The organism is Nostoc sp., assembly GCF_036917655.1.
GTDB lineage: Bacteria > Cyanobacteriota > Cyanobacteriia > Cyanobacteriales > Nostocaceae > Nostoc.
This window is the reverse complement of record NZ_JBALCY010000053.1, coordinates 1-15,107: the sequence shown is the minus strand read 5'-3', so window position 1 is coordinate 15,107 and position 15,107 is coordinate 1. Positions and strand designations below refer to the sequence as shown.

13 protein-coding genes, 1 tRNA gene and 1 pseudogene are annotated in these 15,107 nt (G+C 43.2%); 5 read left to right on the top strand and 10 right to left on the bottom strand.

Features of this window, described 5'->3' with window-relative positions:
- Nucleotides 1-65: 65 nt before the first annotated feature.
- The 4 genes and pseudogenes from V7K30_RS18275 to trhO all read right to left on the bottom strand — a co-directional run bounded on the left by V7K30_RS18275 (nucleotide 66) and on the right by trhO (nucleotide 2,609).
- The gene (locus tag V7K30_RS18275) at nucleotides 66-296 is read right to left on the bottom strand and encodes a type II toxin-antitoxin system HigB family toxin (RefSeq protein ID WP_335001593.1); all 231 of its coding nucleotides are present in this window, start codon (nucleotides 294-296) and stop codon (nucleotides 66-68) included.
- A gap of 30 nt (nucleotides 297-326) precedes the next feature.
- Nucleotides 327-1,376 carry a tRNA lysidine(34) synthetase TilS gene (tilS, locus tag V7K30_RS18270; protein ID WP_335001591.1) on the bottom strand — a complete coding sequence of 350 codons (1,050 nt, stop codon included), beginning with the start codon at nucleotides 1,374-1,376 and terminating at the stop codon, nucleotides 327-329.
- An 86-nt stretch (nucleotides 1,377-1,462) separates the two neighbouring features.
- Nucleotides 1,463-1,663: pseudogene (locus V7K30_RS18265) on the bottom strand (KGK domain-containing protein); the annotation flags it as partial.
- Nucleotides 1,664-1,694: 31 nt separating this feature from the next.
- Nucleotides 1,695-2,609: an oxygen-dependent tRNA uridine(34) hydroxylase TrhO gene (trhO, locus tag V7K30_RS18260; RefSeq protein ID WP_335001589.1), complete on the bottom strand. Its 915-nt coding sequence runs from the start codon at nucleotides 2,607-2,609 to the stop codon at nucleotides 1,695-1,697.
- Nucleotides 2,610-2,680: 71 nt separating this feature from the next.
- Between trhO and V7K30_RS18255 the strand changes: the two genes are divergently transcribed.
- Nucleotides 2,681-2,753: transfer RNA gene (locus V7K30_RS18255), tRNA-Ala, on the top strand.
- 174 nt (nucleotides 2,754-2,927) lie between these two features.
- On the opposite strand, the gene V7K30_RS18250 is transcribed toward V7K30_RS18255, so the two are convergent.
- Nucleotides 2,928-3,332, bottom strand: coding sequence for a hypothetical protein (locus V7K30_RS18250; protein WP_335001587.1), 405 nt, complete (start codon nucleotides 3,330-3,332; stop codon nucleotides 2,928-2,930).
- Nucleotides 3,333-3,877: 545 nt separating this feature from the next.
- On the opposite strand from V7K30_RS18250, the gene V7K30_RS18245 reads away from it, so the two are divergent.
- On the top strand, nucleotides 3,878-4,324 hold the full coding sequence (locus tag V7K30_RS18245; RefSeq protein ID WP_335001585.1) for a DUF2127 domain-containing protein: 447 nt from the start codon (nucleotides 3,878-3,880) through the stop codon (nucleotides 4,322-4,324).
- Nucleotides 4,325-4,477: 153 nt separating this feature from the next.
- Entirely contained in the window at nucleotides 4,478-5,884 is a 1,407-nt protein-coding gene (locus V7K30_RS18240; protein WP_335001583.1) for a lysophospholipid acyltransferase family protein, read from the top strand.
- 51 nt (nucleotides 5,885-5,935) lie between these two features.
- Here the strand turns inward: V7K30_RS18240 and V7K30_RS34290 are convergent, their stop codons facing one another.
- The 5 genes from V7K30_RS34290 to leuC all read right to left on the bottom strand — a co-directional run bounded on the left by V7K30_RS34290 (nucleotide 5,936) and on the right by leuC (nucleotide 9,736).
- Nucleotides 5,936-6,208, bottom strand: coding sequence for a DUF7380 domain-containing protein (locus tag V7K30_RS34290; RefSeq protein WP_442941078.1), 273 nt, complete (start codon nucleotides 6,206-6,208; stop codon nucleotides 5,936-5,938).
- On the bottom strand, nucleotides 6,166-6,732 hold the full coding sequence (locus V7K30_RS34285; protein ID WP_442941077.1) for an IS630 family transposase: 567 nt from the start codon (nucleotides 6,730-6,732) through the stop codon (nucleotides 6,166-6,168). The genes V7K30_RS34290 and V7K30_RS34285 overlap by 43 nt, the downstream gene beginning before the upstream one ends.
- 11 nt (nucleotides 6,733-6,743) lie before the next feature.
- Nucleotides 6,744-7,241: a helix-turn-helix domain-containing protein gene (locus tag V7K30_RS34280; RefSeq protein WP_442941076.1), complete on the bottom strand. Its 498-nt coding sequence runs from the start codon at nucleotides 7,239-7,241 to the stop codon at nucleotides 6,744-6,746.
- Between the two features lie 409 nt (nucleotides 7,242-7,650).
- Nucleotides 7,651-8,271, bottom strand: a complete 621-nt coding sequence (gene leuD / locus V7K30_RS18230) for a 3-isopropylmalate dehydratase small subunit (RefSeq protein ID WP_335001579.1) — start codon at nucleotides 8,269-8,271, stop codon at nucleotides 7,651-7,653.
- 61 nt (nucleotides 8,272-8,332) lie between these two features.
- Nucleotides 8,333-9,736, bottom strand: coding sequence for a 3-isopropylmalate dehydratase large subunit (gene leuC / locus V7K30_RS18225; RefSeq protein ID WP_335001577.1), 1,404 nt, complete (start codon nucleotides 9,734-9,736; stop codon nucleotides 8,333-8,335).
- A gap of 294 nt (nucleotides 9,737-10,030) precedes the next feature.
- Here leuC and V7K30_RS18220 point away from each other — a divergent pair, with 294 nt between their 5' ends.
- On the top strand, nucleotides 10,031-11,380 hold the full coding sequence (locus V7K30_RS18220; RefSeq protein ID WP_335001575.1) for a P-loop NTPase fold protein: 1,350 nt from the start codon (nucleotides 10,031-10,033) through the stop codon (nucleotides 11,378-11,380).
- Between the two features lie 185 nt (nucleotides 11,381-11,565).
- A partial coding sequence (locus V7K30_RS18215; RefSeq protein WP_442941075.1) for an nSTAND1 domain-containing NTPase occupies nucleotides 11,566-15,107 on the top strand: 3,542 nt, incomplete at its 3' end.

The window sequence follows — 15,107 nt, the reverse complement described above, 5'->3', positions numbered from 1 at the left end:
TAGGAAAAGCTATATAGCGGTTATCGATTGGATGAGAACACCAAAGTCCTTGCTGTCAAATCATTTCAGCAAAGTTTTTGTATGTCACTGAACTGCACACCGCTATATTTATTTCCTTTAATATTGAAAACTGTAAAATTACCAACAGCTTCAGCTTTAGGAAAAACCTGCTGTACTTCAACTAAATTTGTCCATTTCGCTTTATTGGCAAACTTATACCAATTGCTTAATGCTTCCTGACAATCTGAATGGTTTTCTGCATATTCTCTTAAGATTATAAAAATAATAATGTGCATCGTCCCTGATAACAAAAAGACTTTAAATAACTATTTCAAGCAGATCCAGTCGCCTTCTACTTGAGCGATCGCACCACCAGGAAATGGATCAGTTTGCGATCGGTTTGGTGCTATAATTAAAGCCGTTAATTTTTCGATGTGTTCAAAACTAGGTGCATCAGTCAATATTTGCTGCAATATCTGACGCATCACCCGACGTTGCAGTGCCAATGGTGCTTTCTGCAATACCCGACGATTTAACCGCAAGGGAAGAAGAGGAGTAAAGGAATCTTCTTCATGCCCAATACTTCGACTTACCTCGGCTCCGCTCGGCACAAGTCGCTCAGTACAAGTGCCCCATAACATCGCCTTTTCTCGCAACTGCTGGGCAGCTTTTTCGAGATATTCCACTTCCGCTAGGAGAAGTTCTGCCGTTTGAGCTAAGGCTGATTCTACTTGGGGGTTGAAATTTTCTCGCAAATATGGTATTAGCTGTTGACGAATGCGGTTGCGGGCATATTGCAAATCTTGATTGGTAGAATCTTCCCAAATTGGTAATTTAAACTCTTGACAAAATTGCTCTGTTTGTAATCTAGTGATTTCTAAAAGTGGACGCACTAGCATAATGCCAGCAGTTAGAGGGCGTTGCCAAGTCAGGGCTTGTAAGCCATCAGCACCAGTACCGCGAATTAAGTTATATAAAAGAGTTTCGGCGCGATCGCTGGCGGTGTGACCTGTAAGTATATACTGATAATTATTTGCTTGAGCGATCGCACTTAAAGCTTGATAGCGCCAATCGCGTGCAGCAGCTTCACTATTTATAGGTTCGTTCGCTGTTTCTAAATAAAAGGATATACCCCAAGTTTTAGCTAAGTTTTCGACGTGATTAGCATTAGCTTGAGAGTCAGAACGCCAGCGATGATCGCAGTGTGCAATACCTAAATCCCATCCCCATTTGGATTGTAAATCTAAAAGTAATTTTATTAAACACAAAGAATCTTGTCCGCCAGAGACAGCAATTAATAGCCGCTGGTTGCGCTCAAATAAGTGGCGCGATCGGATGGTACGATGAATTTTTGCATGTAAGGGAGTCCATACCATTTTGGTTTTTTTACCGCAGACGGACACAGATAATTTTCTATTATATCGGTGTATATCAACGGGCATCGACAGTTCCAATTTGGATATTAATTCTCACCTTCCTTGAGTTGCTGCCGAAGGTCATCGAGCGGAGAGCTTTCTTGATTGATGTCTAAGCAATTATTTTTTTGGTTTTCTGCAATTTCAGTTTCATCAGGGCAAAATTCTAGGCTGCCTCTAATTTTACCTGTCCGCCATTGTTTACCAGATATTAAAACATAACATTCAAATCCTTCGTCAAAGCGCTGTAGGTGGGTTTCCTGCCGTAGGGGACTGGCGTTAGCTTATATCCCGATTTTTGTTACCAACTTGGGTTTGATAGTGACGCCATTTTTGCTGCTGACGCGCTCTTTTTTCCTCCGTGAGGCTATCAAAACAATAGGGACAGGAGATACCTTCCTCATACTTACCAGACGCTTTATCTTCTTCAGAAATCGGACGCCCACAACTGAAGCACCGCTCACAACTTCCTTCCTCTAACCCATGACTAACGGCTACCCGCTCGTCAAAGACAAAACATTCGCCTTCCCATAAACTTTCCTGGGCTGAAACTTCTTCCAAATACTTAAGAATGCCACCTTTGAGATGATAGACTTCTGCAAAGCCTTGGGCAAGCATGAAGGATGAGGCTTTTTCACAGCGAATACCGCCCGTACAAAACAGAGCAACCTTTTTGTGTTTAGTTGGGTCGAGGTGATGGCGCACATAATCAGGGAATTCCCGGAATGAGCTAGTCTGAGGATTTTCTGCTCCTTGGAAAGTACCGATATTCACCTCATAATCATTGCGGGTGTCAATCACGGTTACTTCTGAATCACAAATCAAATCATTCCATTCCTGGGGACTAACATAAGTGCCAACTTGCTCATTTGGGTCAATTTCAGGCATCCCCAAAGTAACAATTTCTGGCTTCAACCGCACCTTCATCCGCTCGAAGGGAGGGGTTTCGGTATGGGACTCTTTGTATTCTAAGTCTGCTAGACGAGGGTCAGAACGCAGAAACCAGAGAACAGAATCAATCGCCTGACGTGAACCCGCAATTGTACCGTTAATCCCCTCTTGTGCCAGCAAAATTGTCCCTTTGACTCCTTGTGCTTGGCAGTAAGACAGCAGAGGATCTTGTTTCTCGGCAAAATCTGGCAGCTTGACAAATTTATACAGTGCTGCAACAACTTGGATATTTTCTGGCTTCATCCCTTTGGTGACGGAACAATATAAGTTAGAATAACAACGGCAATCAAAGTTACCTACTATTTTAATTTTATGGGGGTTTAGCTCAGTTGGTAGAGCGCCTGCTTTGCAAGCAGGATGTCAGCGGTTCGAGTCCGCTAACCTCCATTACAATGATTTATCTCAATGTGCGATGCCTGCGGCGGGCTACGCCTACGCACATCCAATGTCAATCAAAAGCCCATTCGCTATGAAGGAATAGGCTTATTTTCTTTGGTAGGGAAGGGGTTAGAGGAGAGGGAAGTTGGTATTGCATTTAATTGCCCCTATTCAAAGTCGTACTTAGTTAGAGAAATCTCTAGATAATGAAGTGAACTGTGACTTGACAGCACTAAGATAATTTTGAACGATCAAAATTTGCGGCGGTAATCTATTAGCACTGACAGCAGCCTTAATTAAATCTTCCGCAACAATATTTCTGTTCTGGCGTTCAAAGATCAAAGTTCCTCCACTGGGAATGCCCTGCTGCTCTAAACCACCTTGGTAAGCAAGAGAAACGAGATTAAAGGGTTTGAGGTAGGTGACATTCTTAGAATTACTGCTTAATGTGTTAGAGTTGATAGCTATGTTTGTTTGCCCAGCATCAGCGTAGTTGTTATTTGTGGGTGGTTCAGCGTTAGCAATTCCAGATGTAAGCGCAAAAGCACCAATAATAACTACAGAATTAATCAAAGTTACAAGTTTCATAGGGTTATCCTTAGAGGATGTTTTAAAAGTCCCCTTGTCGGTATCAAAACGTTCTAGTTCCTAGAACCCTCTAAATCCACGCCACTTGCTTCACTTGGGGTCTCCCCATCGCTTTTAGCGTCTCCCCTTGGGAGAAGACCCCCCTAACCCCCCTTAAAAAGGGGGACTTTGATTCCGGTTCCCCCCTTAAAAAGGGGGGTTAGGGGGGATCTAGAAGTGCCTAAAATCACAGCTAAACACTTTTCAAACAACCTCTTAACCATGTAAGGTTTAATTACTTTATTTTTAGTAACAGTGTCTCTTTCGTTGTAAACCTTAACCTCCTACATTTAGGTCATCCAATTGGTTGAATTCTTTCTCACCCATTTAGGTGAGTCTATGAAGCTGTCAGGATTAGTGTAATACTCAACATTTAGTTTACTTGTTTGGAGAAAGTGAAAAATAGTAAATATGGGGTGATTAAGTACTGCTAGAATCGCGTTTTAGTTGGCATGATTCATAGCCAGTTAATCCAAGTTAAGCTTATATATACTTAGGGGGGTTGTTTGAAAAAGCGTCCATTCGGATTAATCGCAATTGTTCTCTACAAATCATTTACAGCCTTACTGCTTATGGCTACTTCCATCGCTTTATTGTTGACATTAAAAAATTATCAAACTCTAGAGGCTTTTTCAGACGATTATGTTTTAGAAGGGAAATCGATAATTATTAATTGGCTTTTAAAGAAAGTTATTAACTTAAATCCCAGAACTCTGGCCTTTAGCGGCATTGGCACAGGGATATATGCTATTGTAACTACTATTGAAGCTGTTGGTTTGTGGTACGAAAAACGTTGGGCACATGTCTTAGTATTGGTGCTTGTAGGTATCAGTATTCCACCAGAGATTTATGAATTGATTCGGGGTATCTCTCCTATAAAAATATTGATTTTCTTGTTGAACTTAGCTGTATTTTGGTATCTATTACGCAATTTTCCTAAACATCGAAAATAATTTTTTTATTCGATCATAGTGTCTATCATTGGAGAGGTAAAACGGAGCCATGTCTGACGAAAGTGGCTTTCGTCCCTTAGACTTCTCTGTACGTCTACACAAAACTAAGACCCCACGTTGTACAATCGCTAAAAATACAATCTGGAGAGCGACTTGCCTAGATCGATTCAGTCTACTCAACCACCACTGAAATTTATTACTCAACGGTTTAACCTGCTGGTACTCCAGATTGTTCGGTGGTTACTGCCGATCGCACTACGGTTCCGCACTCGACCTTGGCTAACGGCTGGTATTGTCGGTGTTGAAGCCAAAAATGTTGAGGTATTAGCTGAACTTTATCAACAATTTCAGGCTGGAAAAATTCGCTTTTTGTTGGCATTTCGCCATCCAGAGGTGGAAGATCCTCTCTGTATGCTATATTTGCTTTCCCGTATTGTGCCACAGGTTGCTCGTCAAGAAGGTATTACACTGCGATCGCTTGTTCACAGCTATTTTCTTTATGATCGGGGGATGACGGTTTGGGCTGGAGATTGGCTGGGTAAGTTGTTTTCTCGGATAGGAGGTGTGCCGGTTCATCGCGGTAGGCGATTAGATCGGCAAGCTATTCAAACAGCACGGGAGTTGTTTGCTAATGGCGAACTACCGATCGCAGTTGCACCGGAAGGCGGTACTAATGGTCATAGTGGTATTGTTAGCCCACTGGAACCCGGTGTTGCTCAAATGGGGTTCTGGTGTGTGGAAGACTTGCAAAAAGCCAACCGGACTGAGACTGTAATCATTGTGCCGATCGCTATCCAGTATCGCTACGTTGAGCCACCTTGGTCTAAACTGAATTGGCTGCTGAGTAAGTTGGAAGCTGATAGTGGCTTGCCAGTTAAGGAAATTGCTCAGGGTGATTGCGAAGAGATTTACTATCAACGCCTCTGGAGATTGGCTGAATATCTTATTACCGAGATGGAAGAGTTTTATCGTCGCTTCTATCATCAAGACATCCCAAAAACCATCTCAACTGATGAATCTACTAGTCCTAATCAGGTGTTGATTGCGCGACTTCATCGCTTACTAGATAAGTCTTTACAAGTTACCGAGGAATATTTTGGAGTTCAAGCGCAGGGTAATTTTATTGACCGCTGTCGCCGTTTAGAAGAGGCTGGCTGGAATTACATTTATCGGCAAGATTTGCCAGATATCAATGCTTTACCACCCTTTAAACGCGGTTTGGCAGACTGGATTGCCCAAGAAGCAGACTTGCGAATGCGGCATATGCGGATAGTGGAAAGTTTTGTTGCAGTCACAGCCACTTATATTCAGGAACAACCGACTGCGGAACGGTTTGCGGAAACAGCTTTGCTTGTATTCGATATGCTTTCTAGAATTCAGGATACAACACTTCCAGGGCGACCTCAGTTAGGTTTGCGACAGGCACAAATCACTGTGGGTGAGCCAATTTCAGTTACGGAACGCTCTGGTAATTGTCAGGGCGATCGCCATGCGACTAGACAGGCTGTGAGCGATTTGACAAAAGATTTGCAAATTGCTTTAGAGAAGATGATTAGATAACGAAAATTCTAAGATTTTTTAACTCGAATTTTGTCAAAGATTGCACCTTCATCAAAGAATTTCTTCTGAATATTGTCCCATCCTCCTAAATACCCATCTCATTAATAATTCCAGATGGAAATAAATTAGACAAGGGATTTTCAACAGTTCATTTGATCGCGGTTGGATTGCAGCATCAGTCACAACCACCAGAATCTCAAAGACAGACTGTTCTCTGACATTTCCTGCCTCTTTTGCTTCCTGTGCCTTATTCCAGAAGACTCTGTTGTAATACCAATTCTCTATGAAGTTGCACTTAATAAAGCTGAGGTGATGTAATTCCATCCACAAATCGAAGCGTAGTTTACCGCCGTAGGCATCGCTTCCGGAGAAATGGAATCAAGAACATATTTTAGCTTCTGCCGCAACTCATCTAAATTTGTGCAGTGTTCCCAGGACAATTTGTACTTAATGTCTTCCCATAAGCGTTCAATGGGGTTAAGCTCAGGACTGTTGGCAGGTTGAAAAATTGGAATGATATTATTGGGCCATTTTAAGTCCAAAGATTTGTGAAAACTGCCATTGTCCATTTGTACCAAATTCAGGGCGTCGGGGTATGCTTTTGAAAAAAGGTCTAAAAAATCTTGGAAACACGTACCATCAAGGTGAGAAAACTCCCAGAAGAAGCTATCTCCAGTTGCTGGTTCGACCACACCATACAGGTAAAAGTTTTTCCGTTGCCAACTAACAATGCCTACAGGCTTAACTCCTTTGAGGGTAATTGTACGACCAGTAAGGGTTTTGAGTCCCAAACGACTTTCGTCTTGACACCAATAACGTACTTGTTTATCCGTCCCCAAATAACGCAATAATACTTGGATTATTTCTGGAAGTTTTTTTTAAATGCGTCTTGGACTTCAGGCAAAGCCTTTGCACTGCGGGGGCGTGGTACTTTCAATTTGGCATTGAGTTTGTAGCGCACAATTTTGTGTACAGTCTTGTACGCAGCTACAACCTGGCACTCTTGAGTGAGCCACTCTTGAATTTGGCTGTAACTCCTGAATCCTTGAGGTTGACCTAAACGTTCATGTAGTTGACTCATTACAGTTTCTGAAATTAAACCTGACTTGCCTGGGGCTGTTTTAACTTCGAGTAATGCATCAATACCACCTTGCTTGTACCGTTTCAACCATCGGTATACTGTTGATTCGTCTCGTAAGAGCCGTTGCGATAGTTCCTGTCTTGTGGCGATCGCTTTGGTCTTAATCCAATACAGCATTTGCAACCGTTCTTTAGTTGTAGCTGTCAGCGCATGGCGCAATCGATGTTGTAGTTCTTCACGGCTTTCACATACCTCGGCTCGAAAGTTATTTCCCATGACCCTGCAAAGAAAGTTTCTGCTTCTAATAATTTAGTGCATCTTCATGGAGAATTGGTATAAGTCAAACACTCTTTTCTCTCGCTACTCTTAACCACGTCCTGCCAGCCAGAGTTGATGAAATCTTCTTTAGTGAGGGGAGTGTTTAATAATGACATGGTTTAAAGTCACTTTTTTATATGCCTGCCCTACTAAATTTCAAGCAGATCAGGCTATTGTTAGCTTTACCTCAATATTAACGCCTAGTGCATTGCGGTAATGACGACGGCAGTCCATCAATGAGCATTCCCTGGCTCTGCCGGGGAATGAGAGAATACTATAGCGCTTCTCAGTTGAGTGAAGTACAAGAACCCCACCCCCAACCCCCTCCCCGCAAGCGAGGGAGGGGGCTATGATGTACTTCATGTCATTAGGAAATGCTATAACTCGCGGCTAAATTGCCCCAACCGACGTAGGGTAATTTTGCAGCCGTTGCCTGAACTTGGTCAGCATTCGCCACCAACTGACCGCAAGCATCCCAAGTTCCAGAAATAAATGTGCTTCTGGTACCTTCTTCGATCGCAACTGGGGCTGTGTAATCACCAATTTGCACTTGCAAAGTTTCCAGATTCACTGTCACGGCAGCTTGGGGATTGGCAGCGACTAACTCTTGCAGTTGTTTAACAGTAACAGCATCGGCTGTCAGACAAGGTATGCCCATTGCCACACAGTTACCGAAAAAGATTTCGGCGAAGCTTTCACCGATTAAAGCTTGGATTCCCCATTTTGCGATCGCTTGGGGTGCATGTTCCCGTGATGAACCACAGCCAAAGTTACGGTTAACTATTAAAATCTTCGCGCCTTGGTATTGGGGTTGGTCAAAGGCATGTTCACCTTTAAGTGCTTTCCGGTCATCAATAAACGCGCCTTCGCCTAACCCATCAAAGGTAACGGCTTTCAAATATCGCGCGGGAATAATGCGATCGGTATCTATATCATTGCCCACTAAGGGTATACCGCGCCCTGAAACTGTTTTAACTTCACTCACCATAAACTTAAGTTCTTACTTGAATAATTGAGATTTCTCCATTCCCCTCGCTTGCAGGGAGGGGTTACAGCAACTCGCGCACATCAGAGACTTCGCCTTTAATCGCAGCAGTGGCGACCATCGCCGGACTCATTAACAATGTCCGACCGGAGGATGAACCCTGTCTTCCTTTAAAGTTGCGGTTAGAGGAGGAGGCGCTGATTTGTCTTCCTTGTAGCTTATCAGGGTTCATGGCCAGGCACATCGAACATCCCGGTTCACGCCATTCAAATCCCGCTTCCTGAAAGATTTTATCCAGTCCTTCAGCTTCCGCTTCTTCCTTCACCCTTTCAGAACCAGGGACAACAAAGGCTTTGATTCCCTCTGCAACGTGGCGACCTTTGGCGATTTTCGCAGCTTCTCGCAAATCACTAATTCTGCCGTTGGTGCAACTACCAATGAAGCAGACATCTATTTTGGTGCCCTTAATGGGTTGACCAGGATATAAATCCATGTAGCGGTAAGCTTCTTCGGCAATAAATCGGTCTTCTTCCAGCAGTTCTTCTGGCTGAGGTATTGACTGGTTGATACCGATACCTTGACCAGGAGTAATCCCCCAGGTAACTGTCGGAGAAATTTCCGCAGCGTCGAATACGACCACATCATCGTACTGGGCATCAGCATCGCTCTTGATGGATTGCCACCAAGCCACTGCTTGATCCCAATCTGCATCTTTGGGGGCAAAATCTCTGCCTTTGAGGTAATCGTAGGTGACTTGATCGGGATTGACGTAGCCGCATCTAGCACCGCCTTCGATCGCCATATTGCAGACAGTCATCCTTTCTTCCATATTCATTTGCTCAAATGTCGTACCTGCAAATTCGTAGCCATAGCCCACACCACCTTTAACGCCAAGGGTGCGGATGATATGCAGGATGACATCTTTGGCGTAAACTCCTGGGTTGAGAGTGCCGTTAACTTCAATTTTGCGGACTTTCAGTTTGGAAAGGGCGAGGGTTTGGGAAGCCAGAACATCCCGGACTTGACTAGTACCGATACCAAATGCGATCGCACCAAATGCCCCATGACTGGAAGTGTGACTATCTCCACAAGCGATCGTCATTCCTGGTTGAGTAAGTCCCAGTTCGGGAGCGATCACATGAACTATACCCTGACTACCAGAACCAATATTGTAAAAAGTTATGTTATTTTCTTGACAGTTATGTTCGAGCGCCTGAATCATTTCCTCTGCCAAGCTATCGGCAAAGGGACGCGCCTGATTTTCTGTGGGCACAATATGATCGACCGTGGCAACGGTACGCTCTGGAAACAGTACTTTTAGACTTCTCTCGCGTAACATTGCAAAAGCTTGGGGACTGGTGACTTCATGAATTAGGTGAAGCCCGATAAATAGTTGCGTCAGCCCTGAGGGAAGTGTACCAACGGTGTGTAAGTCCCAAACTTTATCAAACAGGGTACCTTTGCTCATACGTCAATCAATATTTAAAGAGTCCGGACTTAAATAGTATCAAAAAAGAGTCTAGTTTTTTGCAGATCACTTAAATATTACTCCCCTCATACTCCCCTCTCGAAGAGCGGGGAGGGGTAGGGGGTGGGGCTCTTGTACCTCGCTCAAGGGACAACAGTCCTAAAACCATTAGCTCACCTTTGAGGTAGCAAAAGCAAAAATTCTCCGAAATATTGAGATGCAAACATGTAAATAACTTTATCCTTTTGAACAAGGATATCTAAGACAATACAAGATAGTTGCACTACCAGCATTATGCCCATAGATTTACGGGAATTTTATCAGGCTAGCGATCCCAGCAGAACTCTGTTTGTTAATAATAGCTCTGATGGCAAGTATTACATAGATTTTTCCTCAGTCCGAGGTGGGGATATTCTTGGCAAGCTGATGCAGAAAATTACTTATTTTAAGCCCAATGAACCCACCTGCACTTTATTTACTGGGCATATTGGTTGTGGAAAATCGACAGAACTATTACGGTTACAGGCAGAACTGGAAAAGTTAGGCTTCCATGTCGTCTATTTTGAGTCCAGTGAAGACTTGGAAATGACTGATGTCGATATTGCTGATGTGCTACTAGCGATCGCTCGGCGGGTGAGTCAAAGTCTGGATAAAATTATACTGGAGACACCCAACAAGTTTAATGAGTTGCTCCAAGGTGCTTGGAAGGTCTTAAACTCTGAGGTGACGGGAGTCAAAGTGAAGGTTCCCAATGTCGGCGATTTTGGTGTCAGTTCAGAAAAAGAAAAGTTGTCTCTGTCTGTGGGCATTGGTGAAATCACGGCAAAGATGAAAAATGACCCCACGCTGCGAGAAAAACTTAATCAGTATTTGGCACCGCAGAAAACTAAGCTGCTGGAAGCGATTAATCAAGAATTGTTGGAACCTGCGATCGCTAAACTCAAACAGCAAGGTAAAAAGGGTCTAGTGGTAATTGTCGATAATCTTGACCGCATAGATAATCGTGCCAAACCTTGGGGTCGTCCGCAACAGGAATATTTATTTGTCGATCAGGGTGAGTTTTTGACAAGGCTGAATTGTCATCTACTCTACACTATGCCCTTGGCTTTGAAGTTTTCCAACGATTACGGAATGCTAACCCAGCGTTTCCCAGAAGATCCCAAGGTGTTACCAATGGTACCTGTACAAAGGACTGATGGCAGTGTTCATACACAGGGAATGGCACTGATGCAGCAGATGGTATTAGCTAGAGCTTTTCCTGAGTTTACACCAGAGGAGCGTTTAAATAAAGTTACCGAGATTTTTGATAGTGCTGCTAGCTTAGAACGATTATGTAAAATGAGCGGTGGTCATGTGCGGGACGTGCTGAGGCTACTGAATACCTGGATTATGGAAGAAATGAGTCTTCCCCTCACCCGTGAAACCTTAGAGCAAGTTATTCGTTCTCGGCGGAATGAAATAATGTTACCGATTTCTGATGATGAGTGGCAATTGTTACGTCATGTCAAGGAAAGGAAAAAGGTGAGTGATGACCACGGATATCAAAAACTAATCCGCAGTCGGTTTGTCTTTGAATATCGGGATGGTGGGGAGTCTTGGTTTGATGTTAATCCCATTTTGGCTGAAGCCAGAGAGTTGCAATGAGGAATCAGGTAGTGTACAGACAAGTTGAATTACCCCCCTTAATCCCCCCTTTCCAAGGGGGGAAACCGGAAAATCTAGTTCCCTCCCCTTTACAAGGGGAGGGTTAGGGTGGGGTAATACTCAAGTATTGATACAGGAGTTAAAACGCCAGGAAGTTTAATTTTGTAGTCTTAAATCCTTAGCTTATGACAGACTCGCAACCACCAGAAGATCACTATATAAACAGCGATGTCTACGACGGGCTACACCTACGCACTCTGCAACAATTAGCTTGGGCGATTGAGTCTTCTGTGGGACAGTTTAAGCTGATTTTGGCCCGGTGTAATTATGTTAGCTTGCGCGATCGCTTAATCTCCAGATTGCGGGAAATTTGTCAAGTCGAAATTCGTGTCTTGGCGGTGCAGCAATCTCACAGGACTCTTTATACTGCGATTCAGGATGAATTCAGCGAAGAAATACCAGCCTGTGTAATGGTTGTGGGTTTGGAATCAGTGCAGAATTTGCCCCTGATGTTAACTTCTGCGAATCAGGTGCGGGAAGAGTTTCGCAAGAATTTTGCTTTTCCCTTAGTGTTGTGGATTGACGATGAAATCTACAAGCAACTAATACAGTTTGCACCAGATTTGGAAAGTTGGGCAACTACGAGAAATTTTGATATATCAACACAAGAATTAGTAGATTTTCTCAGCGAAACGGCTAATAAATGGTTTAGTAATAACTTAAATTGTAGCGCCGATGTATATATTAAACTGGAAAATGAGTTAGAAGCAGCGCAAAGAGATTTACTCAATCAACCAGATGTTTATAATTTAGAAATTCAAGCTAATTTAGAATCTTTATTAGGTTTTATCAAACAGATAAACAATCAAAAAGATTCGGCGCTACAGCATTATCACAAAGCTTTTGAGCTATGGCAGCAAAGTAGTAATTTAGAACGACAGCTAAAAGTCCTTGGTGAGATTGGCTTTTGCTGTTATCTCAAAGCTTTTAAACATCAAGATATTAATCATCCAGATTGGCAAGCAACTTGGCATTATATTCAAGAGTATATAAATTTTATTTATCAGTTTCAAAGTCCAGATTTAATCGCCAATACAGTAGTTAAATTCGGTGATATCTTGCGAGACTTGCAAAAGTGGGAAACGTTACAGAGTCTTGTAGAACAAGCTTTAGTAATCCATCAAACTAACAACCAGCTAAGGGAATTAGCCAAGGATTACGGTTTTTTAGCTGAAGTGGGTTTAGCTCAAAATAACTGGGTGAAAGCAAATCAGTTAGTTAAGCAAGCCTTGAAAGTTTTCGCGGCAATTCCCAATCTGGAATCAGCGAATATGTCAGGGGTTTTATCTGATATTCCTGAAAGGGTTTTAAAATCAAAAGATTTGAGCTTATATCAATTTATCTTAGGTCGTTCTCAATACCATTTAGGTGAAATTCAAGAGGCAACTCTCAGCTTAGAAACTGCTAGGGATGTGGGTAATCCCCTAGAAGATGTCAGGCTTTATTTGGATATTCTCAGGTTTTTGCAGCAGCTTTATTTTGAGCAGAAAGAATATCTCAAAGCATACAAAATCAAACAGCAACGGCGTTCCATTGAACAGCAATTTGGTTTGCGGGCTTTTATTGGTGCGGGTAGGTTAGAAGCTACAAAACAGGCATTTGTAGAGACATTGCGCTCAAACTCTCCCCAAGGAAATATTGCCCCAGAAATTGCTGCATCTGGTCGCCTATTGGATGTAGAACGTTTAATTGAACGCATGGGTCGCCCTGATTATAAGTTGATAGTAATTCATGGGCAATCGGGTGTAGGCAAAAGTTCTCTGGTGAATGCGGGATTAGTGCCAGCTTTAAAGAATAAAGCGATCGGTATTCAAGATTATTTGCCGGTGGTAATGCGTGTTTATACTAACTGGGTGGAAGAATTAGGGAAGCTTTTGGCAGGGAGTGAGGAATGGGGAGTTTGTAGAGACGCGATTCATCGCGTCTTTACTGAGTCGGGAGAGTTAGAACCTCAACGTTCGACCTCTGAACTCGGAAGTTCGACCTCTGAACTCGGAAGTTCGACCTCTGAACTCGAAACTTCAACCTTTGATATTCAAAATACCCACTCTTTACTTCTCTCGTCTTCTTCATTTCCTAGTGCAGACGCGATGAATCGCGTCTCTACAAAGTCCTTAATCACTCGACTACGCGAAAACGAACAGCGCAACCTCCGCACGGTGTTAATTTTTGATCAATTTGAGGAATTTTTCTTTGTTTACACCGAACCTGCACAAAGGAAGCAATTCTTTGAGTTTCTGGGAGAGTGTCTCAATGTTCTATCGGTGAAGGTTATCTTATCGCTGCGGGTGGATTACATCCATTACTTGCTGGAGTGCAATGATTTGCCTAGTCTCAAGATTATTGGCAATGACATTCTCAGTAATAATGTGCTTTACAAGTTGGGGAATTTCTCACCTGCTGATGCAAAGTCAATTATTCAGCGTTTAACTGAAAATACTAGTTTTCGCTTAGAGGATGCTTTAGTTGAACAACTAGTGCAAGATTTAGCCGGAGAATTGGGTGAAGTTCGTCCCATTGAGTTGCAGGTTGTGGGGGCGCAACTGCAAACGGAGAATATTACAACTCTGGCAGAATATCAGCAGCGTGGCACTAAGGACGAATTGGTTAAGCGTTATTTGAATGAAGTTGTTAATGATTGTGGTGAAGAAAATCAGCAAGCAGCAGAAATATTACTGTATTTGCTGACGGATGAAAAAGGAACTCGCCCGTTAAAGACTCGCGCTGAGTTGGAACGCGATTTGCTCCCCTACTTCTCGGAGATCCCCCCAACCCCCCTTAAAAAGGGGGGCTTAATTTCTTCAACCCCCTTTTTAAGGGGGTCGCCACAGGCGGGGGGATCAGAGGCTAGGGAAGATAAAGCTGTTGAAATCAGTAAATTAGATTTAGTATTAGATATTTTTGTCAAATCCGGCTTGGTGGTTTTGTTACCAGAGAACCCGGCTGATCGTTATCAACTGGTACACGACTACATCGCAGCCTTTATTCGCCAGCAACAGGAACCGAAGTTAAAGCAGGTGATGGCGGAACTGGAAAAAGAACGAGAACAAAGAAAACTGAGTGACGCGAAACTGAATAACTTTCTCAAACGCGCCCTTTTTGGTTCCGTCGCCGCAGTATTAGTATTCGCTGGCTTGGCAGGTTTATCATGGCGATCGGCAAAAGAGGCAAATGAGCAAAGAAAACAAGCCGATATTAATGAAATTAACGCTATTAATAATTCTTCAGAAGCGTTTTTGGCATCTGGACAATATGCAGATGCCTTAATAGCAGCCTTAAAGGCAGGTGAAAAACTCAAACGCACACCTTCGGCGCTAGAAAGAAGCGATACCCGAATGCAAACTGTAGCAACTTTACAGCAAGCAGTTTACTTAAAACCAAAGGAGCCGAAAGAAAATCGTGCGATCGAGGTGAATACCTTAGAAGGTCATAGCGATGTGGTCATTAGCGTCGCCTACAGCCCCAATGGACAACAGTTAGCTTCTGCTAGTGTTGACAAGACGATCAAAATCTGGGATGTCAGCAGTGGTCAACTCCTCAAAACCCTGACTGGTCATAGCGATAGGGTCATTAGCGTCGCCTACAGCCCCAATGGACAACAGTTAGCTTCTGCAAGTGGTGACAAGACGATCAAAATCTGGGATGTCAGCAGTGGTCAACTCCTCAA